Genomic DNA, 21537 nt, shown 5'->3' with positions numbered 1-21537 from the left:
AGCCCGACAGATCGCCAACCGCGTTTCCCGCCTTTTTGTTCCGGCGGGGGGCGCCGCGGTCTGCGCCGGTGCAATCGACGCGGGTATCGGGATGTCCTATCATCGCATGCGGACATGAAGGATGGGGAGGGGCATGAGCGGACCGTCGATCCTGATACCGGCATTGGACGAGGCGGCGAACCTGCCGGGCTGCCTCGCCTCGGTCGCGTGGTGCGACGACGTGGTGGTCCTCGATTCCCTCAGCAGCGACCGCACGGCCGAGATCGCGCTGGCCGCCGGCGCGCGGGTCGTCCGGCGCAGGCTCGACGACTGGTCCAGCCAGCAGAACTGGGCGCTGGCCAATATCGGCTTCCGCCATCCCTGGGTCTTCCATCTCGACGCCGACGAGCGGGTGCCGCCGGAGCTGGCGTCCGAGCTGCGCGAAACCGCGGCGGCGGCGGGGCCGGAACTGGCCGCGTTCTACTGCGGCCGGAACAACCGCTTCATGGGAGCGCCCGTCCCCCATGCGATGCCGCCCGTACCGGTGATGCGCCTGTACCGCCCCGGCCGCATCCGCTTCGAGCGGCTGGTCCACCCGGTTCCGGTGGTCGACGGCCGGTGGGGGCATCTGCGCAGCCGGATCGAGCACGACACGTCGAGCAAGGGGATCATCGAATGGGTCGAGCGTCACGCCCGCTACGCCCAACTCGAAGCGTCGGAGGGGGCGGCCGCGCGGGAGGGGGTGCCCAGGGGCGGCCCGTCCCTGCTGAGCCGCGACCGGGCGCTGAGGCGGCGCGCGCTGAAGGCGCTTTCGGCGCGGCTGCCGTTCCGGCCGCTGTTGAAATTCGCCTACATGTACCTGGTCGGCCGCGGATTCCTGGACGGGCGCGCCGGCCTTGCGTACTGCGTCCTCCAGGCCTTCTACGAATACATGATCGTGCTGCGGACGCGGGAGATGCGGGCGGCGCGCCGGCCGGAGTGATTTCCTGCGGTCGGTTTCCGGCCTTCGCCGTTTACCCAGGGGATCCCGCAGACGGCGAGAGGAGAGGATGGAAGGACTGGACAGGATCGGACGGCGCCTGAGGCGGTTCGGAAGGCACGAGGTCGGGTTGCTGCTGGCGCTGATGCTGGTGGCGGGTGCGCTCTGGGGCTTCATCGCGCTTGCCGACGAGGTCGTCGAGGGCGAGACCCACCGCATCGACCGCATGCTGCTGCTCGCGCTGCGCAACGCCGCCGACCCGTCGGACCCGATCGGCCCCGGCTGGGTGGAGGAGCTGGGACGCGACATGACCGCGCTGGGCGGAGTCGGCGTGCTGATGGTGCTGAGCGTGTCGGTCGCCGGGTATCTGTGGCTGATCCGCAAGCGCAGGGCGATGGTGCTGCTGATGGTCTCGGTCGGCGGCGGCCTCCTGGCCAGTTCGCTGCTCAAGGAGGTCTTCGACCGGCCGCGGCCCGACCTGGTCCCCCATGAGGCCATGGTCTACACCGCCAGCTTCCCGAGCGGGCATTCGATGCTGGCGGCGGTCACCTACCTGACCCTCGGTGCGCTGCTGGCCCGGGTCGAGAAGAGCTGGCGGGTCAAGATCTACCTGATCTCGCTGGCGGCGGCGGTCACGATCCTGGTCGGGATCAGTCGCGTCTATCTCGGCGTCCACTGGCCGTCGGACGTGCTGGCCGGATGGACGATCGGCACCGTCTGGGCGATGGCGGTCTGGACGGTGGCGCTGGCGCTCCAGCGCCGCGGCCGGGCGGGGAAGGAGGAGGAGCCCGACCCGTCCTGAGCGGGACGGCTCAGCCCGGGAACTGCCGCTTCTCGCCGAGCGTGTCCTCGATGTAGAGCAGGTTGACGATCACCATCAGCACGACCGCCAGCGGCGTCGCGAGGAAGATGCCCAGGAGCCCGAACAGCAGGCCCCCCGCGACGATCGCGCCGAGCGTGACCACAGGCGGCAGGGAGACCATCCGTTTCTGGGCCATGGGCAGGATCAGGTTGCCCTCGATCTGCTGGATCACGAGGTAGAGCAGGGCCACCCAGAGCGCCTCCATCGGTCCTTGCGAGAAGGCGATCAGGACCGCGGGGATGGCGGCCAGTATGGGGCCGAGCAGGGGGATGAACTCGAGCAGGGCGGCGACCAGGCCCAGCGCTAGGGCGGCAGGGACGTCCAGGAGCCACAGGCCCAGCCCGGTCAGGACGCCGACGCTCGCCATCGAGGCCAGGGTGCCGATCATCCAGCGCCAGAGGGAATAGCCGCAGACGTCCAGCACCTCGCGCACGCGGTCGTGCTGGCGCGGCGGGAACAGCAGCACCAGGCCCCGGCGGTAGAGATCCGGGGAGGCCGCGACGTAGATCGCCGCGAACAGGATCACGATCGCGTTGGAGAGGAAGAAGACGACGTTGGACGCCACCGCCCGGAACTGGGTGAACAGGGAGCCCACGTCGCCGAACCGCTCGGTGACGTCCTGGGGCAGGCTTCCGATCGCGGTCTCGATCTGGCGGCTCAGGGCCGAGAACTCGGTGGCGACCCGCGAGCCGAGGAACAGGCCGGCCGCGGCGAGCAGGGCTGCGAGCACGACCAGGACGAGCGCGAAGGCCCAGCCTCTCGGCAGCCCGGTCCAGCGGTGGACCCAATCGCGCAGGTGGAGGAGCAGGACCGCTATCAGCACGCCGGCGAAGATCAGGAGCAGGGCCTCGGCGATCCGCCACACGAGGAAGACGGTCGCGCCGATTCCGACCACGATCAGGACGCGCCAGACGAACGGCCTTAGGTCGTCGCTCCGGTACTGCTGCATGGTCGTGGTGGCCTTTCCTGTTTCCCGTCCGCTCAGCCCGAGCCGGTGCGGCGTTCCTGCGCTCCACCCTGTCCGGCCTCGTCGCCGAGCGCCGTCCGGGCCGCGTCGTCGACCGTTTCGAGCCAGACGAAGTCGAGCCTCCGGCGCACCTCCTCCGGAACGTCCTCGAAATCGTGGCGGTTGCGTGCCGGCAGCATCACCGTGCGGATGCCGGCGCGTTCGGCCGCGACGACCTTCTCCTTGATGCCGCCGACGGGCAGCACGAGGCCGCGCAGGCTGATCTCGCCGGTCATGGCGACGTCGCTTCTGGCCGGCCGGCCGCTGAGCAGCGACACCAGCGCCGTGTAGATGGCGACGCCGGCGCTCGGCCCGTCCTTGGGGATCGCGCCGGACGGGACGTGGACGTGGATGTCGCATTTCTCCAGGAGCTGGGGGTCGAGCCCCAGGTCGCGGATGCGGCTCTTGACGAGGCTCAACGCCGCCTGCGCGCTCTCGCGCATCACGTCGCCGAGCTGCCCGGTCAGGATCAGCTTGCCGCCGCCGGTGAACCGGCTGGCCTCGATGAAGAGGATGTCGCCGCCGAACGGCGTCCAGGCCAGCCCGGTCGCCACGCCCGGCACGCTGGTGCGCATCGCGACCTCGGCCTCGAAGCGGCGCGGTCCCAGAATCTCCGCCAGATCGTCGGGAGTGACGCGGATGCCCTCCGTGCTGCCCTCGGCGATGCGCACGGCGGCGTTCCGGCACACCGCGCCGATCATGCGTTCGAGGTTCCGCACGCCGGCCTCGCGCGTATAGTCGCGGATGATGGAGCGCAGCGTGTCGTCCTCCAGGGCGATCTGGTCGGGCTGCAGCCCGTTCGCCTCGCGCTGGCGGGCGACGAGGTAGCGCTTCGCGATCTGAAGCTTCTCCTCCTCGGTGTAGCCGGCGAGGTGGATGACCTCCATGCGGTCGCGCAGCGGACCCGGGATCGCGTCGAGCACGTTGGCGGTGCCGATGAACATAACCTTGCTGAGGTCGAAGGGCACGCCGAGATAGTTGTCGCGGAAGGTCGAGTTCTGCTCGGGATCGAGCACTTCGAGCAGGGCCGCGGACGGGTCGCCGTGGAAGCCCTGCCCGAGCTTGTCCATCTCGTCCAGCATGACCACGCAGTCGCGCGTCCCGGCCTTGCGCACGGCCTGGATCACGTTGCCGGGCATCGCGCCGATATAGGTGCGCCGATGGCCGCGGATCTCGGCCTCGTCGTGCAGCCCGCCCAGGCTGAGGCGCGCGAAATGGCGGCCGGTCGCCTTGGCGATCGACTGGCCGAGCGAGGTCTTGCCGACGCCCGGCGGGCCGACGAAGCAGAGGATGGGGCTGCGGCCCTTCGGGTTGAGCTTGCGGACGGCCAGGAACTCCAGGATCCGCTTCTTCACCTTCTCGAGCCCGTGATGGTCCTCGTCGAGGGTCCGGCGCGCCTCGTCGATGTCGATCCGGCCCTCGCTCAGCGTCGACCAGGGCAGGTCGGTCACGGTGTCGAGATACGTGCGGACCATCGAGTACTCGGCGGCCGCCTCGGGCATGCGTTCCAGGCGCCGCAGCTCCTTGCGGGCGTGCTTCTCGACGTCTTCGGGCATTCCCGCCTGCGCGATGGCGTTGGAAAGCTCCTCGATCTCCTCGCCCTTCTCGTCGGCCTCGCCGAGCTGCTGCTGGATCGTGCGGAGCTGCTCGCGCAGCAGGAACTCGCGCTGCCGCTCGGTGACGGCCTCCTGCGTCTGCTGGCTGATCTCCTTGGTCAGGCGCATCACCTGGATGCGGTGCCCGAGATGCGCGGACACCATGTCGAGGCGCCGGCGCAGGTCCAGGGTCTCGAGGAGCCGCTGCTTCTCCTCGGAGGAGAGGTCGAGATAGCTCGCGACCGTGTCGGCGAGGACCGCCGCCGAGGTGATGCCGCGGACCGCGGCCACCAGCTCCTGCGGGGTCTCGGGCAGCAGGTCGAGCGCTTCGAGCGCCTGGTTGCGCAGATGGTTGAACCGGGCCTCGGTTTCGGCGTCGGTGCCCTCCGCGGCGGTCTCCGGCTCCTCGATCGGCGCGACCCGGGCGACGAGGAACGGATGCCCTTCCAGGAACTCGACCACCTGGAACCGCCGCTCGCCCTGGATCACGAGGTGGTGGGCGCCCTGCTCGCCGGTCAGGTAGCGCAGGACGCTGCCGATCGTGCCGACGGCGTGAAGGTCGTCGGCCCCCGGCTCGTCCACGTGACCGTCCTTCTGGAGCAGCACGCCGAGCGGGCGGTTCGCCCGCATCGCCTCCTGGGTGGCGGCGATCGAACGCTCGCGTCCGATGGCGATCGGCAGGACCAGGCCGGGGAACAGCACGAGGTTGCGGACGGGCAGGATGATCAATCCATCCTCGGGCAGCGCGGCGGGGGGCAGCGCGGCGGGCCGGTCGGCGCCCGGGTCTGCGGCGGGGTCTGCGGCGGGGTCTGCGGCGGGGTCGTTTGCGGTCATGGGGCGTGACCCTCGTTCAGCGGAATCCGATCGTTGGCTTCGGGGCTAACAGGGCGAAGTCCGCGGAATTCCCGATCGGGCGCATCCGGAACGGCCGATGGCGCGTTCGTGTTGTGCCGACGACGCGGCAAGGGACGGAAAGGGAGAGCAGGAAATGAAGCCGGAACCGGTGGTAGCGATCACGGGCGCGTCGGCGGGCGTCGGTCGCGCAACCGCCTTGGCCTTCGCGGAACAGGGCGCGCAGATCGGGCTGATCGCCCGCGACCGCGACGCGCTGGAGACGGTCCGGGCCGAGGTGGAGCGGATCGGCGGGCGCGCCATCGTGCTGCCGGCCGACGTCGCCGACCCGGAGGCCGTGTTCGACGCCGCGGACCGCATCGAGCGGGAACTGGGCCCGCTGGACGTGTGGGTGAATTCGGCCATGGCGACCGTGTTCGGGATGAGCTGGGACATCACGCCCGAGGAACTGCGGCGGGTCACGGAGGTCACGTATCTGGGGGGAGCGCACGGGGTGCTCGCGGCGTTGCGCCACATGCGGCCGCGCAACCGCGGGGCCATCCTCCAGGTCGGATCGGCACTCGCCTACCGGTCGATCCCGGCCCAGGCCGCCTACTGCGCCGCGAAGGCGGCGATCCGCGGCTACGTCGACAGCGTGCGGGTCGAGCTGATGCAGGAGGGCAGCGGCATCACGGTGACGTCGGTCCACCTGCCGGCGGTCAACACGCCGCAGTTCGACTGGGCGCGCTGCCACCTGCCGAACCAGCCGAGGCCGGTCGCCCCGGTCTTCCAGCCCGAGGACATCGCCCGCGACATCGTCGCCGCCGCGGAGCATCCGCGCCGGGAATACTGGATCGGCAACATGACGCGCGTGGCCATCCTCGGCACCTTCGCGGCGCCGGGCATCGCCGACCGCTACCTGGCCGCTTCGGGTATCCAGGGCCAGCAGACCGGCGAACCGCTGCGGGCCGGGCGCCGGGACAACCTGTTCGAGACGGTACCGGGCCTGCACCGGATGCGGGGCCGGTTCAGCGAAGAGACGAAGCCGGGCCCGGCCAGCATGGCCGAGGGCATGGTGCGCGGGGCCCTCGCGCTGGCCGGGCTGGCGGTACTGGGGGTCGGTGCGTCGATGCTGATCGCGCGCGAGCGCGATTGAGGGCGCGCAAGCCGCGAAAGCCCGCCGGGAAAGCCCGCCGGAGAGACGACGGGGCCGGCCGCCTGTTGTCCGGCGAGACGCACCCAAGCAGGGGAGGGCAGGGCATGAACGGGACCGACAGCCGCAAGGAGGCCAGGGAGGTCACCGACAACCCGATCGGCGAGCGGCCGCAGGACCAGCGGTCGCGCGAGGAGGTCGTGAAGCAGCGCGACGCCCGCCACCTCGCCGACGAGGCGGAGCAGGGCACCGGCGCGCTGGAAGGCGGTTCGGACACGGCGGGGGGTGCCGGCGGCGTCTCCACGCGACGCGAGGGGCCCGAGGGCAAGACGCCCGACGGCAAGCCCTACGGCGAGGACTGGGACCCGGACGCCTACGGAGACAAGGGAACCAACGTCGGCGGGCTCGGCAAGCCATGAGGCTTGCCATCCGCCATCGGCAAGATCCCGGGCAGAGGCCCGGAAGGAGAGAAGCATGACCTACTCGTTCACGAACTCCGGAGCCCGCCGCGCCACCGAGCGGCTGGAGCGGGCGACCAAGACCGACATCGAGACCCTGAGCCGCTACGCCCTGATCGCCGGCGGCAGCCTGATGGCGCTGGGCGGGATGCGGCGCGGCGGCCTCAGCGGCGCCGCGATGGCGGCGGCCGGCATGGGGCTGATCTGGCGGGGATCCGCCAGGGATCCGCTGATGACAGGCGTCGGAGGCCACCACGACCATGTCGCGGGGGTCGACGAGCGGCACCATCCCGTCACCATCACCCATGCGGTGACGATCGGGAAGCCGCGCGACGAGCTGTACCGGTTCTGGCGCGACTTCGAGAACCTGCCCCGCTTCATGGAGGACGTCGAGCGCATCGACGTCACGGACCGCCACCACTCCCATTGGTGCGTGCGCAGCCCGGGCGAGGGCACGGTCGAGTGGGACGCGGAAGTCCATGACGAGCGCGAGGGCGAGCACATCTCCTGGCGGTCGGTCGGCGAGGCGGAGATCCACAACTCCGGCATCGTCCGGTTCCGCGACGCCCCCGGCGGGCGCGGCACGGTGGTCGAGGTGACGCTGCGCTACGAGCCGCCGTTCGGCCGGCTCGGCCGGACGCTGGCGAAGCTGACCGGCCACGAGCCTGAGGTGCAGCTGCGCTCCAACCTGCGGCGGCTGAAGCAGATCATGGAGACGGGCGAGGTCGCGACCAGCAGGGCCAACCCCGCCAAGTCGATCGCGAGCGGCCCGACCGACCGGGGCCGCGACGCCGGCGGTGCGTCATCGGCCGGCAGCGCCGGCAATCCCACGAACTCGACCGGCAAGGTCGGGTGAGGAGCGGCCGCGGGCCGGGCGACCGGCCCGCGGCATTCCTTCGACCCCGGCCTTCGACCCCGGCTGTTATCCGGACCGTCCGGCCGCGGCCGTCAGCGGGAGTAGCGGACCACTTCCTGGTCGATGGTACCGAACAGGTTGATGCCGTGGTCGTCCAGCATCTCGATGCGGACCCGGTCGCCCCAGCGAAGGAAAGGGGTGCTCGGCTCGCCGCGGTCGATGGTCTCGAGCATGCGCTGCTCGGCGATGCAGGACGAACCGGTCGAGCGGTCGCGGTTGGAGACCGTCCCCGAGCCGATGACGGTGCCGGCGCCGAGATGGCGGGTCCGGGCGGCATGGGCGATCAGCTGCGCGAAGTCGAAGGTCATGTCGACGCCCGCGTTCGGCTCGCCGAAAAGCGTGCCGTTCACGAAGTTGCGCAGCGGCATGCGGACCTTGCGGCCGTCCCACACGTCCCCGAGCGCGTCCGGGTTGCCCGCCACCGGCGAGAACGCCGAGGCCGGCTTGCTCTGGAAGAAGCCGAAGCCCTTGGCCAGCTCGCCGGGGATCAGGTTGCGCAGCGAGACGTCGTTGACCAGCATCACGAGCTTGATGTGGCGGACCGCCTCGTCGGGGGTGACGCCCATCGGCACGTCGTCGGTCACGACGGCGACCTCCGATTCGAAGTCGCATCCCCAGCTCTCGTCCGCCAGCTCGATCGGGTCGCGCGGGCCGATGAATCGGTCAGAGCCGCCCTGGTACATCAGCGGGTCGGTCCAGAAGCTGGCCGGCATCTCCGCGCCGCGGGCCTTGCGCACCAGCTCCACGTGGTTCACGTAGGCCGAACCGTCGGCCCACTGGTAGGCACGGGGAAGCGGTGCCGCGCAGGCGGCGGGATCGAAGGGGAAGGCCTGGTCGTCGAGGCGGCCGGTGTCGAGCTTGTGGAAGGTATCCTTGAGCGGCACCTCGACCTCGCTCCAGCGGTCGAGCGCCGACTGCAAGGTCGGCGCGATCGACGGCACGCGGACGGCCTTGGCGAGGTCCCAGCTCACGACGACGAGCGTGCCGTCGCGCCCTCCTTCCTTCAGCGATGCCAGCTTCATGCTGCCCCCTTCCTGCGAGATCGGTGTCCTTGCCGGCTGCAACGTATCGGGCCGGACATCGGCTCAACACGCCAAGGGAGCGGACGTCCCGTCCGCTCCCGCAGCATGCCCGGGCGGCGCCTCAGCCGTCGGCGTTCAGCACGCCGCGCCGGATCTGGTCGCGCTCGATCGATTCGAACAAGGCGCGGAAGTTGCCCTCGCCGAAGCCCTCGTCGCCCTTGCGCTGGATGATCTCGAAGAAGATCGGGCCGATCACGGTCTTGGTGAAGATCTGCAGCAGCAGGCCGCCGCCGGGAGCGCCGTCGATCAGCAGCGCGTTCCGCTTCAGCCGCGCCACGTCCTCGCCATGGCCCGGCAGGCGCTCTTCCAGCATCTCGTAGTAGGTCTCCGGCGGGGCGTCCATGAACTCGTTCGAGTTGGTGCGCAGCCACTCGACCGTCTCGTAGATGCCGCCCGTCGAGAGCGCGATGTGCTGGATGCCCTCGCCGCGGTACTCGCGCAGGTATTCCTCGATCTGGTCGACCCGTCCCTGGGGTGCGGCGGACTCGTTGATCGGAATGCGGATCTTGCCGTCGGGGCTCGTCATCGCCTTCGACCTGAGGCCGGTCAGCTTGCCCTCGATGTCGAAGTAGCGGATCTCGCGGAAATTGAAGAGCTTCGTGTAGTAGTCCGCCCACTTGTCCATGTTGCCGCGGTGGACGTTGTGGGTCAGGTGGTCGATCGCGGTCAGGCCGGCCCCCTTGGGCTCGCGCTCGACGCCGGGCAGGAACTCGAAGTCGACGTCGTAGATGGTGCCCTTCGGCCCGTAGCGGTCGACGAGATAGATCAGGCTGCCGCCGATGCCCGCGATCGAGGGAATGTTCAGCTCCATCGGGCCGGCCGTGGTCGGGCCGGGCTGGGCGCCGAGCTCGAGCGCGCGGCGGTAGGCGTACGGGGCGTCCTTGACCCGGAACGCCATGGCGCAGGCGCATGGGCCGTGGTCGCGCGCGAAACGCTGCGCGAAGCTGTCCGGCTCCGCGTTGACGATGAAGTTCACGCCACCCTGGCGGTAGAGCGTCACGTCCTTGGAGCGATGCTTGGCCACCACCGTGAAGCCCATGCGCTCGAACAGCGCGCCGAGGGCCGCCGGATCGGGTGCCGCGTACTCGACGAACTCGAAGCCGTCGGTCCCCATGGGGTTGATCGGATCGGTGCCGTTGGCGGTGCTGGTCATGATCGCTCCCTAGGATACGGGTTTGGCCGGGTGGATTCCCTTGCGTCAACAATCATAACGCGGCGTCGCTGCACGATCCTGGTGAAGTGCCCTCTTCCGGAACGGGGTCCTGCACGATATCGTCGCGACACCCGCCACGGGTGCAGGTTTCATGCGGAGGTGCCGGTGTTCGCGTTCGACGGCTACGACGTCCGGCTTCTGGCCGCGTTGCAGGAAGACGCCCGGCTGTCCAACGTGGCGCTGTCGGAACGGGTCCATCTGTCGGCGTCCCAGATCCACCGGCGCCTGCGGCGGCTGGAGGAGGCCGGCGTGATCGCCCGGTACACGGCGCAGCTCCACCCCGATCACGTCGGGCTGGGGGTGCTGGCGATCACGAGCATCTCGCTGGAGCGGCATGGCGAATCCCCGGCGACGCGCTTCGCCCAGGCGGTCGCCGGACTGCCGCAGGTGCTGGAGTGCTTCTCCGTGACCGGGGAGGCCGACTACGTGCTGCGCATCGTGGCGCCCGACCTGAAATCCTTCTCGGACTTCCTGATGCACGAGTTGATGCCGCTGCCCGGCGTGCGCAGCGTCCGGTCCAACATCGTGCTGGAGACGGTGAAGCAAACGACCGTCCTGCCGCTGGAGCAGATCTCCGAGCCGCCGGGCGCGAGAGCCTAGCGCCCCTTTCCCGCTTGGGCGGGAAAGGGGCGTTTCCAGGCGTCAGGCCCGTTCCGTGACCGGAGCCCTCGCCCGGGCCGCACGCAGGCGCAGGCGCAGGCGCAGCGTCGAGCCTTCGGGCAGGAGGTCCGCGGCGGCGAAGCCGGCCGCCAGCGCGTTGGGCACCGCCATCAGCAGCAGCAGCGCGCTCCACAGTTCGAGCTCGACCGTGCCGGTGGCGTTCAGCAACTGCGCCGTCACCGCCGAGGCGAGCAGGGCGCCCGTCATCAGCAGCTCCGGCCACGCCGCGTAGCGACCGGCCTTCCGCCGGCTGCCGTTGCCCTTCGCCGTCACCTTGAAGGGCTCGTGCTTCGTGAACAGGCCCTTCAGGATCGCGCGGCCGACGGTCTGGCTCAGGCTCATGCCGATCAGGGCGGTGCCGACCGTGTCGACCCAGTCGTGGCGGGACGCCCAGCGCGTCAGGGCCATGCTGGAGCCGGCGCGCAGCAGCATCGCCCCGAGCGCCACGCCCGTCACCTCGACCGGCGGCAGGTGCAGCGGCAGCACCGTCGCCGCGAAGGTCCAGCCGATCGCCAGGAACGCGGCGACGAGGCCGATCGCGTCGGCCCACCAGCGGCCCCAGCCCATGGCGAACTGCACCTTCTGCGCCGTGCGCAGGCCCGCGACCCAGGGCAGCATGCGCGCGGCATGGGCCTTCATGATCTGGACGGAGCCGTAGGCCCAGCGATGGCGCTGCTGGCGGAAGTCGCGGAAGGTGTCGGGGGCGCAGCCGGCGCCGAGGCGCTCGGTAGTGTAGTGGATGGACCAGCCGTCCTCGAGCAGCCTGAGGCCGAGTTCGGTGTCCTCGACGATGCACCACTCGCTCCAGCCGCCGGCCCCCTCGAGCGCGGCGCGGCGGACCATGATCATGGTGCCGTGGCAGATCAGCGCGTCGTCCTCGTTGCGCTCGATCATGCCGCTGTCGAAGAAGGCCCGGTATTCGGCGGCCATCAGCCGCTTCATGGTCGTCTCGTCCCCGTCCCGGTGCTCCTGCGGGGCCTGGACGATCCCGATCCGGGGATCGGCGGCGAACAACGGCGCGAGCCGGTCGAGCCAGTCCGGCGAGACGGCGTAGTCGGCGTCAAGGACGGCGACCACCTCGGCGTCCGGCGCTGTGAGGGCCAGGGCCCGGTTCAGCGCCCCGGCCTTGAAGCCGGTGCAGGTGAAGTCGGCGAACACGAAGCGGTTGACGCCCAGCCGCTCGTTCAGGCGCCGGCAATGCTCCTCGACCGGAGCGACCAGCGACTTGTCCGCGGTGTTGTTGATGGCGATCACGGCTTCCCACTCGGGGTAGCGGAGGGCCGCGAGCGCGTCCAGCGTCTGGGCCAGCATCGCCGGGTTCTCGTTCCGGGCGGCGATGTGGACGGACACCTTCGGCCGGGGGATGGACGGCACGGGGGAGATGCCGGCGGGCAGCAGCCGGCGGGCCCGGCCGCCCAGGAGCGTGAGCGCCGCCTCGTCGACGTCGGCGAAGGTGAGCAGGACGAGCACGCTGCCGAGCGCCAGTCCGCCGATCCACATCACGATGGTGCCGGCGGTCGCGTATTCGCTGGCGGCCTCCAACGCGGCGAGCCCCACCGACAACGCGATGAGATGGAGCACGCCCGCCGTCACCACGGTCTGCGCCGCGGTCGCCCGTCCGGCGGCAAGCCGCCGCCACGTGGCCGCGACCGACAGCAGCAGCCCGGCCAGGACGGCGACGATGGCGACCCGCAGCTCGAACCCGTCCGAGCGGACCTCGCCGAACAGGGGCCATTTCGCCTGGCGGTCGGCGTCGAAGACGCCCCAGGCCTGGCCGACGCCGCCTTCCAGCGAGACCTTCCAGGGCTGGTCGAAGGCTTCGATCACGTTGTACTCGATCCCGAGGCGCCGCGCGGTCGAGGCGAACTCGCGTATGATGCGGGCCTGGTCCTCGACGGACGGGAACGCGCCGTGGAAATTGGGCCCGGCCGTGGGCCACCCGATTTCACCGATCCACACGGGCTTGTCGGGGAAGCGCGCCTGGATCTGGCGGATCTTGTCCAGGGCGTAGCCGAGCGCCCCGTCGCCGTCGTAGCCTTCCCAGAAGGGCAGGGTATGGATGCCGATGAAGTCGCTCGCGGCCACGGTGCGCGGCGCCTTCAGCATGTCGTGCCAAGTGTCGGCGGTGCCGACCTGGATGTGCGGCGGCACCTCGCGGCGGACCCGCTCGACGAGGCGTGCGAGCTGCGCGTCGGTCATCTCGCCGCGCAGCAGGGTTTCGTTGCCGACCACGACGCGGCGGATGCCGGGCGTGGAGCGGGCGATGCGGATCGCGGCCGCGATCTCGGCCTCAGTGCGCTGGGCGTCGCCGTCGACCCAGACACCGAGGCTGACCTGCAGCCCCACCCGCGCGGCGAGCCGGGGCAGGGCTTCCATGCCTTCCTGGACCGTGTAGGTCCGGATGCCGTCGGCGATCCCGGCGATCGCCGCCAGGTCCTTCTGGATGTGGTCGCGGTCGACGAAGCTGTCCGCTTCCGGGTCGAAGTCCCGGCCGGACGGGCTGTATGAAAGCGACAGCAGGCGCCCCGGGCTGGCGTCGATGGGTACGGGGGACGTCCGATGCGACCAGTAGAGGCCGTGCAGTGCGGACGCGAGAACCAGCACGGCGGCAAGGGCAATGGCCCGGGCGGCGGTCCTGGAGAGGGGCATGGAGACTGCAATCCTGTGGCGGCACTGGGGGGCGCGACCGCCGGTTAGTGGCGGTCCGGGATTGGACCACCAGCCTCGTAGGTGCTTCTACCTACGGCGGCATTGCTGCGCCGTGAGCATGATCACACCTGCCGACTGGTCGGTTATGGCAACGCACCACGGCGGTCAAGGTTCCGAAAGCGGCTACGACCATAGACCGCCGAATGCCTCGATGGTGGATTTTGCTGCGCCTGCGAAACCGATGCTCCGGAGCCCGACGATGCTCCGCGCGCATTCCTGCCCCGCGTTCTCGTAGGGGTAGTCCGAAGGTCGAGGCAGGACAATCCGGCTGTCGGCGGAGGCGACGCGGCGGCCGGCGGCCCGGCCGGCCCCCGACTCGGATCAGTTCCGGCGTTCGCCGGTCGCTTCCAGGGCGGCGAGCGCCTCCAGGAAGAAGTCCGGGCCGCCGAAATTGCCGGACTTCAGGACCAGGCCGAGGGGCGTCGGGCCGGACGTCACGGTCCAGGGCACGCCGGGGGCGATCGTAGCCCCGATGCGCAGCACCCGGACGCCGAGGGCGCCCACCACCGCTCCGGACGTCTCTCCGCCGGCGACGACGAGGCGGCCCATCCCGCGCGCCCTGAGCGCGCGGGCGATCCCGGCCAGCGCGTCCTCGACCAGCGCCCCGGCCTTCTCGACCCCGAGGGCGGCCTGGGCGGCGGCGACTTCCGCCGGTTCGGCGGTGGCGTAGATCAGCAGCGGCTCGCGGCCGAGCCGCCGTTCGGCCCAGGCCAGCGCCTCGGCGACGCCGTCGCCCTGGGCCAGCCGCTCCGGACGCAGCCGGAAGGCGGGGTGGCGGCGGGCGAAGGCCTCGACCTGGCCGCGGGTGGCGGCGGAGCAGCTGCCGGCGAGGACGGCCGAGGCGCCGGAGGTGGCCGGGAACGCTTCCGGGCCGCGGTCGGGCAGGAGGCCCGCCGACCGGAAGACCTCCGGCAGGCCGACCGCGATGCCGGAACCGCCGGTCATCAGCGGCAGCCCGGCGCAGGCCTGCCCGATCGCGCGCAGATGGTCGTCGTCCAGCGCGTCGACGATCGCAACCGGGCGACCGTCGGCGGCCATGCGGTCGAGCGCGCCGCGGATCGCGGCGGGACCGGCCGCGACCTCGCGATAGGGTACGAGGCCGACGGGGTTGCGCGACTGGCGAGCCAGGACGCGCACCAGGTCCGGATCGCGCATCGGCGTCAGCGGATGGTCGCGCATCCCCGATTCCGACAGGAGCCGGTCGCCGACGAAGAGATGGCCGTGATAGACCGTCCTGCCGTTGGCGGGGAAGGCCGGGCAGGCGATCGTCGGCCCGCCGAGCCGCTCCAGCAGGGCGTCGATCACCGGGCCGATATTGCCCCGGTCGGTGGAATCGAAGGTCGAGCAGTACTTGAACAGCACCTGCCGGACCCCGAGCGCCTGCAGCCGGGCGAGCGCTTCCAGCGAGGCGGCGACGGCTTCTCCGGGCGGGCAGGTCCTGGACTTGAGCGCGACGACCAAGGCGTCCGCGGGCGGAAGCTCCTCGTCTTCGGGCGGCGTGCCGATGGCCAGGACCGTGCGCATGCCGTTGCGCACCAGCATATCGGCCAGATCGGTGGCGCCGGTGAAATCGTCGGCGATGGCGCCCAGCAGGAAGGTCATTCCGCTCTCCCGGGAAACGACATAATGTCCGGAGGCCAGTCTACAGGGGAGGTTCGCAGTGCGCATCATGATCACCGGCGCCGCCGGATTCCTCGGCCGGAAGCTGACCGCGTCGCTGACCGCCGATCCCGACGCCGGCGGCCGGGTGGAAGAACTGATCCTGGTCGACCAGGTGCCGCAGGACGCTGAACCGGCGCCGGGCGGCGGGCCGCGCCGCGTCCTGGTCGCGGGCGACCTCGACGCCGCAGCGGAGCTCGTCGCCCGCGAGGACGCGCCGGTCGACGCGATCATCCACCTCGCCGCCGTGGTGAGCGCCGGCGCGGAGGCCGACTTCGACCTGGGCTACCGGGTCAACCTCGACGGGACGCGCGCCCTGCTGGAAGCGTGCCGGCGCCTGGCGGCGCCGCCCCGCTTCGTGTTCGCGAGCTCGGTCGCGGTGTTCGGCGGCGAGATGCCGCCGGTGATCCGCGACGATACCGTCCCGTGCCCGCAGTCCTCCTACGGGACGCAGAAGCTGATCGGCGAGCTGCTGGTCGCGGACTACGCCCGCAAGGGCATGGTCCGCGGGCTCAGCGTGCGGCTGCCGACCATCGCGGTCCGCCCCGGACGGCCCAACAAGGCCGCGTCCACCTTCGTGAGCAGCATCATCCGGGAGCCGCTCCAGGGCGAAGCCGCCGTGTGCCCGGTGCCGCCCGAGACGGCCATGTGGATCCTGTCGCCGCGCCGGGCCGTCCAGGGGCTGAGGCACGTGCTGGCGCTTGCCCGGGCCGACCATGCCGGGCCGCGGACGATCAACCTGCCCGGCCTCACCGTCACGGTGGGCGAGATGGTCGAGGCGCTGCGGCGGGTCGGGGGCGACGCCGCCGTCGAGCGCATCCGCTTCGAGCGCGACCCCGCGATCGAGCGGATCGTCACCTCCTGGCCGTCGCGCTTCGACCCGGCACTGGGCCGGCGGCTCGGCTTCGGCGCCGACCCGGACCTGGACGCGATCATCGCGGCGTTCGTCGCCGACGACCTCGGGGCGCCGCCCGGCCCGGCGTGAACCAGTCCGGTGGGCCCGGGCGTTTCCGGATGAACCGGAAGCGCTCGGGGACTTCGTGTTCCTCAATCGCCGGCGCCGCATCCGCGGCTCGGCTTTCGCCCCTGGCGGGGCGGGGGCGCGGTCGCGCCCCCGGGCGCTTCCGGATGGACCGGAAGCGCGCTAGATGCAGCGGCCGCCGTCGACCTCCATGCAGACGCCGGTCAGGAACTCGGCCTCGTCGGAGCACAGGAACAGGGCCGCGTTGGCGATGTCCGCCGGGCGCGACAGCCGGCCCAAGGGCACGGTGGAGACGAACTGCCGGCGCTTCTCCGGCGTGTCCTCGCCCATGAACAGGTGCAGCATCCCGGTCTCGCCGGCGACGGGATTGAGCGCCACGACCCGGATCTTCTCCGGCGCCAGCTCCACCGCCATCGACTTGGTGAGCACGATCGCAGCTCCTTTGGAGCCGTTGTACCAGGTGAGACCCGGCCGCGGCCGGACGCCCGCGGTGGACGCCACGTTGAGGATGACGCCCCCGCCGCGCGTGCGCATGCACGGCACCACGTGGCGCGCGCCGAGATAGATCGACTTCACGTTGACGGCGTAGATGCGGTCGAAGGTCTCCTCGTCGACGTCCAGCATCGGGCCGTTGCGGTGCGTGTAGCCGGCGTTGTTGATGAGGATGTCGATGCCGCCGAACGCCGTCTGCGCGGACTGCGCCAGCGCCGCGACGTCGGCATCCCGGCTGACGTCGGCGCGCACGAAGAGGGCGGCGTCGCCGATCTCGGCGGCGACGCGGCGGCCGGCATCCTCGTTGATGTCGGCGAGGACGACGCGCGCACCTTCGGCGGCGAAGCGCCGGGCGATGCCTTCACCGAAGCCGGAGCCCGCGCCTGTGACGATGGCGACCTTGTTCTGGAGACGCACGGGTTTCTTCCTTTCCTATGGCGTCAGTCGTGCTTCAGGGCGACGGTCTTGGTGGTCGAGAAGCCGTAGAGCGCCTCGAAGCCCTTCTCGCGGCCGAAGCCGCTGCTCCGCACGCCGCCGAACGGCAGCTCGACGCCGCCGCCGGCCCCGTAGTTGTTGACGAAGACCTGGCCGGCGCGCAGCTTGCGGGCCAGCCGGAGCTGGCGCCCGCCGTCGCGGGTCCACACGCCGGCCACGAGGCCGTAGGCCGTGCCGTTCGCGACCTCGAGCGCATGCGCCTCGTCGCGCACCCGGATCGCCGAGAGGACGGGGCCGAAGACCTCATCCTGCGCCAGCGCGTGATCGGGAGGGACGTCGCCCACCAGGACGGGCGCGACGTAGCTCCCGCCCTTCGGGGCGTCCGGGACGATCGATCCTTCGGCCAGGATCGGCAGGCCGTCGGCACGCGCCCTTGCGACGAAACCCTCGACCCGCTCCTTCTGGCGGGCGTTCACAACGGGACCGAGGTCCAGGTCGCGCTCCGCGGGGCCGGCCCGCAGGGCGCGGAAGCGTTCGGCGACCCGTGCGACGAAGACGTCGTAGACGGCATCCTCGATCAGCAGCCGGCTGCCGGCCGAGCAGGTCTGCCCGGCGTTCTGGATCGCGGCGTTGACGACGAAGGGCAGGGCGGCGTCCAGGTCGGCGTCAGCGAACACGAGCTGGGGCGACTTGCCGCCCAATTCCAGCGTCACCGGGATCGTGTTGCGGGCGGCGGCGGCCTCGATCAGGCGGCCCACCTCGACGGACCCGGTGAAGGAGACGTGATGGACGCCGGGATGGGCGGCGAGCGCCGCGCCGGCCTCCTCGCCGTAGCCGGTGACGACGTTGAGCGCGCCGTCGGGAATGCCGACGTCGCAGGCGAGACGGGTGAGGAACAGCGCGGACAGCGACGCGTCCTCGGCCGGCTTCAGCACGCAGGCATTGCCCATGGCGAGCGCGGCGCCGACGCTGCGCCCGATGATCTGAAGGGGATAGTTCCAGGGGACGATGTGACCGGTGACGCCGTGCGGCTCGCGCAGGGTCATCACCGTGTAGCCGTCGAGATAGGGAATGGTGTCGCCGTGGATCTTGTCGGCGGCGCCGCCGTAGAACTCGAAGTAGCGCGCGCAGGCGACGACGTCCGCGCGGGCCTGGCGCAGCGGCTTGCCGACGTCCGCGGCCTCGATGCGGGCGATTTCGTCGATGTTGTCGAGGACGGCCGCGGAGAGCCTGGCGAGTAGGCGGCCGCGTTCGAGCGCGGTCATGCGCCCCCAGCTTCCCGCCAGCGCCGCCTCGGCGGCCGTCACCGCCGCGTCCACCTCCGCGGCACCGCCCCGGGCGATGCGGGCGATCTCCCCGCCGTGACTCGGGTCGATGACGGGGATCGTCGCGTCGGTCCGCCGCCAGGCGCCGCCGATCAGGATGCCGTTCCAGTCCATGCCATTCCTCCCAAGGTCTGCCCGACCACTTCGGCCGACCACTCTGGCGGGGGCCGCGGCCGGACGCAACCGGCCATGCGCCCGGATGCCGGCAGGGGAGGCATGCTTTCCGGTCCTGGCCTACTCGGCCGCGCGGATGCCGGCGGAAGCCACGCCGGCCGGTGCCCGGTACATGTAGTCCCGCGTCAGGGGCAGCGTCTCCTGCCGCTTCGTGAGCTGCATCTGGAAGACCATCATGCCCTGGAGGCGGAACCCGTATTCGCAGCCGACCAGATACAGGTCCCACATCCGGCAGAAGCGGTCGTCGTAGATCTCGCGGATGCGGTCGCGGTTCGCGTTAAAACGCTGGCGCCAATGGCGCAGCGTCTCGGCGTAATGCAGGCGCAGGATCTCGATGTCGGTCATGAACAGACCGGATTTCTCGGCGGCCGGCGTCACTTCCGACAGGGCGGGGACGTCCGCCCCGGGGAAGATGTACTTGCGGATGAAGGGATTGATCGGGCCCGGCTCGTTGAACCGGCCGATCGAGTGGATCACGGCGATGCCGTCGTCGGTGAGCAGGTCGGCCACCTTGGCGAAATACTCGTCGTAGTTCCGCTTGCCGACGTGCTCGAACATGCCGACCGACACGATGCGGTCGAACTTCCGGTCGAGTTCCCGGTAGTCCCGCAGTTGGAAGCGCGCCCGGTCCGACAGGCCCCGTTCGCGCGCCCGCTGCTCGCTGACCCGGTGCTGCTCCGCGGAGAGGGTGACGCCCGTCACGTCGCAGCCGAACTCGCCGGCGAGGTGGAGGCCGAGCCCGCCCCAGCCCGAGCCGATGTCGAGCACCGACAGGCCGGGCCGGTCGAGATGCAGCTTGGCCGCGAGGTGGCGCTTCTTGGCCCGCTGCGCCTCTTCCAGGCTCATCTCCGGCTCGGCGAAATAGGCGCAGGAATACTGCATGTCCTCGTCGAGGAAGAGACGGTACAGCGCCTCGGACAGGTCGTAATGATGGGCGACGTTGCGCTGCGCCTTGCCGACGGGATTGTGCTGCTTCAGGCGGCGGGTCTGGCGCGCCACCGCGAACCCGGCCCGCACCAGCGGATGGCGTTCGAGCCGGCCGTAGTTGCGGGCGAAGATCCTGACGACGTCCTCGATCGTGCCTTCCTCGACCGTCAGCCGGCCGTCCATGTAGGCTTCCGCGAACCGGAGTGGCGGGTTGAAGGGGATCGTCCATTCCAGGGCCGGGTCATGGACCCGGAGCACGGCGTGCGGCTGCCCCGATCCGAAATCGCTGCGCCTACCTCGGTCGTCGACGACGCCCAGGCTGCCCTCGTGGATGACGACTTCGAGCATTTTGCGAAACAGCATCGCGCCCTCCCTCTCCACCAACGCTCAATGGGCCGGCGTCGCGTCCTCCTTGCGGTCAGTTTCAATCCAAAACGGAAATGCCGCAACGCGTCCGGCCGCATTACCAAAGGTGAGCGCGAAAAGGGGTCGATGACAAGAGCCTGATGAATGAGCAAAGCCGACAGTAGATCCGCGCCCCACGCATTGGTGGGGGCGGATCGACTGCGACGTTACCGGCCCCCGCGGGCGGGAAGTCAGCTGCGATAGGTTACGGCATCGCGATCTTCGGCCCGTTCATCAGCCATGAACCCGAAATAGGCCGCGGAGATCGCGATCAGGGCATGGAGCCAGATGTCGTGGCCATAGAGCGGGATCAGCCCGAAGGTCGTCCGCAGGAACGGGATGAAGCCCATGATGAGCAGCACCGCGTAGATCACGGCGACGCTCTTCGCGTAGCCGCGCGAGGCCCTGAAGCTGCGGTAGGCGGCGATGCCCCAGATGCCGAACAGCAGGTGCACGATGCTGTGCAGCACGTTCACGGGGAACAGCCCGAGCAGCCGCCCCGAGAGGGCGGTCACCGCCAGATCGGCCCCGGGATCGAGGGGCGAGAGCAATCCCGGAATGAATCCGGCGACGCCGATCACGGCGAAAATGATGCCCATGACGAGCGCATAGTAACGGGTTTTCACAGGGGGACCTCCTCTTCTGCGTTGAACGTCGCAACAGAGGCCGGAACCGCGGGTTCCCTAGGGATTAACTTTCGGTGCCGTAGCGAAGGACCACGGCCGTCGCGGATGTCAGTTTTCGCGCGACCCGTTCCCCGCGGAACGTTTCGAGCGGCGGAAATCCCGCATTCCCTCCAGCATCGCCGACAGCCGGTCGCGGTCCACGGCGTCGCTGTCCATGAGAAGCCTCACCAGGGGGTCCTCAAGAAGATCTTCCAGTCTCGGTTCCGTGCGGCCCATGTGGGTCATGTGTCTCTCCCTCCCACCTGCGCCAGCGTTCGGCGCGGGGCGGTCCCGGTCGGCGGCGGTACGCCGGACGGGACCTTGCCGCCATAGAATGGACCGTCTGCAGGAATAATACAACTTCCATGCAGAAGAACCTTGCCCGTATTCGCCTCGAAATCGACTAGAACCCGTCGCTCCGGCCGAGAAGGACTTCCCGCTTGCCGACATGGTTGGCCGGGCTGACCACCCCTTCGGCCTCCATGCGCTCGACCATGCGGGCCGACCGGTTGTAGCCGATCTGCAGGCAGCGCTGGATGAAGCTGACGGATGCCTTGCGCTCGCGGACCACGAGGGCGCGCGCCTGCTCGTACAGCTCGTCGTCGGAGCCGGAGAAGGCGCCGGTCTCGGTCTCCCCGCCGGCGGCATCCGCCTCCAGCGCCTCCAGGTCGTCGTCCTCCGTGATGGAGTGGAGGTATTCGGGCAGGCCTTGGGCCTTGACGTGCCGGACGACCTCCTCGACCTCCTGGTCGGAGACGAAGGGCCCGTGGACGCGGGTGATGCGCCCGCCGCCGGCCATGTAGAGCATGTCGCCCTGGCCGAGGAGCTGTTCCGCCCCGGCCTCGCCGAGGATGGTGCGGCTGTCGATCTTGCTGGTGACCTGGAACGAGATGCGGGTCGGGAAGTTGGCCTTGATCGTGCCGGTGATGACGTCGACCGAGGGGCGCTGCGTCGCCATGATCAGGTGGATGCCCGCCGCGCGCGCCATCTGCGCCAGGCGCTGGATCGCCGCCTCGATGTCCTTGCCCGC

At 70.5% G+C, this 21537-nt stretch carries 19 protein-coding genes; 7 read left to right on the top strand and 12 right to left on the bottom strand.

The window, feature by feature from the left end; all coding sequences use genetic code 11:
- Positions 1–133: 133 nt before the first annotated feature.
- Both VGO20_RS02730 and VGO20_RS02725 read left to right on the top strand, forming a co-directional pair.
- Complete coding sequence (locus VGO20_RS02730; protein ID WP_327500750.1) at positions 134–961, top strand: glycosyltransferase family 2 protein; 828 nt, start codon at positions 134–136, stop codon at positions 959–961.
- A gap of 67 nt (positions 962–1028) precedes the next feature.
- A complete protein-coding gene (locus VGO20_RS02725; protein ID WP_327500749.1) occupies positions 1029–1760 on the top strand; it encodes a phosphatase PAP2 family protein in 732 nt (243 codons plus the stop codon).
- A 10-nt stretch (positions 1761–1770) separates the two neighbouring features.
- Here VGO20_RS02725 and VGO20_RS02720 read toward each other — a convergent pair whose 3' ends face one another.
- Together VGO20_RS02720 and lon are read right to left on the bottom strand one after the other, a co-directional pair.
- Positions 1771–2769, bottom strand: coding sequence for an AI-2E family transporter (locus tag VGO20_RS02720; protein WP_327500748.1), 999 nt, complete (start codon positions 2767–2769; stop codon positions 1771–1773).
- Between the two features lie 32 nt (positions 2770–2801).
- Positions 2802–5255 (bottom strand): endopeptidase La, encoded by a 2454-nt coding sequence (lon, locus tag VGO20_RS02715; protein WP_327500747.1) that lies wholly within the window; start codon positions 5253–5255, stop codon positions 2802–2804.
- A 154-nt stretch (positions 5256–5409) separates the two neighbouring features.
- Between lon and VGO20_RS02710 the strand changes: the two genes are divergently transcribed.
- The 3 genes from VGO20_RS02710 (at position 5410) to VGO20_RS02700 (ending at position 7719) form a co-directional block, all read left to right on the top strand.
- A complete protein-coding gene (locus VGO20_RS02710) occupies positions 5410–6408 on the top strand; it encodes an SDR family oxidoreductase (RefSeq protein ID WP_327500746.1) in 999 nt (332 codons plus the stop codon).
- A gap of 104 nt (positions 6409–6512) precedes the next feature.
- Positions 6513–6824: a hypothetical protein gene (locus VGO20_RS02705; RefSeq protein ID WP_327500745.1), complete on the top strand. Its 312-nt coding sequence runs from the start codon at positions 6513–6515 to the stop codon at positions 6822–6824.
- A 55-nt stretch (positions 6825–6879) separates the two neighbouring features.
- Positions 6880–7719 (top strand): SRPBCC family protein, encoded by an 840-nt coding sequence (locus VGO20_RS02700; RefSeq protein WP_327500744.1) that lies wholly within the window; start codon positions 6880–6882, stop codon positions 7717–7719.
- Positions 7720–7811: 92 nt separating this feature from the next.
- Here the strand turns inward: VGO20_RS02700 and VGO20_RS02695 are convergent, their stop codons facing one another.
- Both VGO20_RS02695 and hppD read right to left on the bottom strand, forming a co-directional pair.
- Positions 7812–8801: a fumarylacetoacetate hydrolase family protein gene (locus VGO20_RS02695; protein ID WP_327500743.1), complete on the bottom strand. Its 990-nt coding sequence runs from the start codon at positions 8799–8801 to the stop codon at positions 7812–7814.
- Between the two features lie 121 nt (positions 8802–8922).
- Positions 8923–10014, bottom strand: a complete 1092-nt coding sequence (hppD, locus tag VGO20_RS02690) for a 4-hydroxyphenylpyruvate dioxygenase (RefSeq protein WP_327500742.1) — start codon at positions 10012–10014, stop codon at positions 8923–8925.
- A 165-nt stretch (positions 10015–10179) separates the two neighbouring features.
- Between hppD and VGO20_RS02685 the strand changes: the two genes are divergently transcribed.
- The gene (locus VGO20_RS02685; RefSeq protein WP_327500741.1) at positions 10180–10674 is read left to right on the top strand and encodes an Lrp/AsnC family transcriptional regulator; all 495 of its coding nucleotides are present in this window, start codon (positions 10180–10182) and stop codon (positions 10672–10674) included.
- A gap of 42 nt (positions 10675–10716) precedes the next feature.
- Here the strand turns inward: VGO20_RS02685 and VGO20_RS02680 are convergent, their stop codons facing one another.
- Positions 10717–13383: a glycosyltransferase gene (locus VGO20_RS02680; protein WP_327500740.1), complete on the bottom strand. Its 2667-nt coding sequence runs from the start codon at positions 13381–13383 to the stop codon at positions 10717–10719.
- A gap of 381 nt (positions 13384–13764) precedes the next feature.
- Positions 13765–15045, bottom strand: coding sequence for a 3-oxo-tetronate kinase (gene otnK / locus VGO20_RS02675; RefSeq protein ID WP_327500739.1), 1281 nt, complete (start codon positions 15043–15045; stop codon positions 13765–13767).
- Between the two features lie 67 nt (positions 15046–15112).
- Here otnK and denD point away from each other — a divergent pair, with 67 nt between their 5' ends.
- Entirely contained in the window at positions 15113–16087 is a 975-nt protein-coding gene (gene denD, locus VGO20_RS02670; protein WP_327500758.1) for a D-erythronate dehydrogenase, read from the top strand.
- A 159-nt stretch (positions 16088–16246) separates the two neighbouring features.
- On the opposite strand, the gene VGO20_RS02665 is transcribed toward denD, so the two are convergent.
- The 6 genes from VGO20_RS02665 to VGO20_RS02640 form a co-directional block, all read right to left on the bottom strand.
- Positions 16247–16993, bottom strand: coding sequence for an SDR family oxidoreductase (locus VGO20_RS02665; protein ID WP_327500738.1), 747 nt, complete (start codon positions 16991–16993; stop codon positions 16247–16249).
- Positions 16994–17016: 23 nt separating this feature from the next.
- Complete coding sequence (locus VGO20_RS02660; protein WP_327500737.1) at positions 17017–18450, bottom strand: aldehyde dehydrogenase family protein; 1434 nt, start codon at positions 18448–18450, stop codon at positions 17017–17019.
- Between the two features lie 120 nt (positions 18451–18570).
- Entirely contained in the window at positions 18571–19800 is a 1230-nt protein-coding gene (locus tag VGO20_RS02655; RefSeq protein ID WP_327500736.1) for a cyclopropane-fatty-acyl-phospholipid synthase family protein, read from the bottom strand.
- A 233-nt stretch (positions 19801–20033) separates the two neighbouring features.
- Positions 20034–20468 (bottom strand): DUF4383 domain-containing protein, encoded by a 435-nt coding sequence (locus tag VGO20_RS02650; RefSeq protein ID WP_327500735.1) that lies wholly within the window; start codon positions 20466–20468, stop codon positions 20034–20036.
- A gap of 108 nt (positions 20469–20576) precedes the next feature.
- Entirely contained in the window at positions 20577–20753 is a 177-nt protein-coding gene (locus VGO20_RS02645) for a hypothetical protein (protein WP_327500734.1), read from the bottom strand.
- A gap of 157 nt (positions 20754–20910) precedes the next feature.
- On the bottom strand, positions 20911–21537 hold a 627-nt coding region (locus VGO20_RS02640), incomplete at its 5' end, for a DNA translocase FtsK (protein WP_327500733.1).

Origin of the sequence: Arenibaculum sp. (assembly GCF_035998295.1) — a bacterium.
Taxonomy (GTDB): Bacteria; Pseudomonadota; Alphaproteobacteria; order Azospirillales; family Azospirillaceae; genus DASYHS01.
Note: the sequence above shows the minus strand (reverse complement) of the source record. Positions and strands in the feature narration are given on the sequence as shown.